1 protein-coding gene is annotated in these 1,127 nt (G+C 69.8%); it reads left to right on the forward strand.

Features of this window, described 5'->3' with window-relative positions:
• Positions 1-173 precede the first annotated feature (173 nt).
• Positions 174-875, forward strand: coding sequence for a hypothetical protein (locus ACIRQP_RS42510; RefSeq protein WP_403900857.1), 702 nt, complete (start codon positions 174-176; stop codon positions 873-875).
• The last annotated feature ends 252 nt before the right edge of the window (positions 876-1,127 follow it).

Raw genomic sequence — 1,127 nt, forward strand, 5'->3', positions numbered from 1 at the left:
GGCTCAAGCCGGGCCCACTGGTCGTTCGTCAGATCTCCACGTCCCACAAAACACGATCATGAACGAACAAGATCCACTTTTGCAACAGGCCCTAGGAGACCGCCTCCGGCAGCCTGCTCCACGAGGTCGTCGCCTTCCAGGACGTCATCGTCACCCCAGGCGCCACCGCCCGCTTGTCGATTGTCGACCCGTTCAAACCCGCCCAGGTCCTCTTCAAGGCCCAGGACGACAAGTCCGGCAAGCTCCTGCCCGGCGCCACCGTGAACATCGGCGTAGGCGAGAAGACGCTGCTCACCCTTACCACCGGCCCGAAGGGCACCGCCACCGGTGAACTGCCCGTGCCCAGCCGCCGGACGGAATTCTGGGTCAAGCAGGTCAAGGCCCCCCAGGGCTATGACCTCTACAAGCCCTCGAAGAGCTTCACCGCCGGGCCCGGCGCCCCGGTCACCGTGACCGTCACCAACGCCAAGACCGCCAACACGCCGAGGCCGCCCACGACCCGGCCGACCTCGCCGGCCACGACCACCCCGGCCAGCCCCGCGCACGAACCCACACCGTCCAAGCCCGGTGCAAGCCAGAGCGACAACCCGCCGCCATCCTCCTCGGCCCCCGGCACCCCGGCCCACGACAAGACCGCATTGAGCACCGGATCGCCCACGCCGCACGGCCCGCTCGCCCACACCGGCCCCAACACCGCCCCTGGCTGCTCGGCACCGCCGGCCTGCTGCTCGCCGCCAGCGGTGCAACAGTTCTTGCCGCGCGCCGCCGCCACGACGACAAGGAGACCAGCGAATGCTGACACCCCAGCCGCGCCCAACAGGCCCCCGGAACCCTCTGGCCCTCTGGTTCCGGGGGCCTTCGCGCGTCTGGAGTGATCAACGGCGTCCATCCTCCGACGCGTAGGGCCGCCAGTCCGTTGTGACGCACCCGCCCCGACAGCGAATGGGCTTCAGCGGCCGACCCCGCGAGCGCTCCCGAACGGGTGAAGCCGATGGCATGCCGGCGCCATCGGCTTCACCGGGCGGCAGGGCCTAGCCTCGCCGTTTCAGTTGAGGTTGATGGCTGGATGAGCGGGGTCGTTTGGAGCGGTGTCGGTCGGTGGGCATGGTGGGGGCCCGGCGCGGTGG

The organism is Streptomyces sp. NPDC102274 (genome assembly GCF_044766385.1).
Classification (GTDB): domain Bacteria; phylum Actinomycetota; class Actinomycetes; order Streptomycetales; family Streptomycetaceae; genus Streptomyces.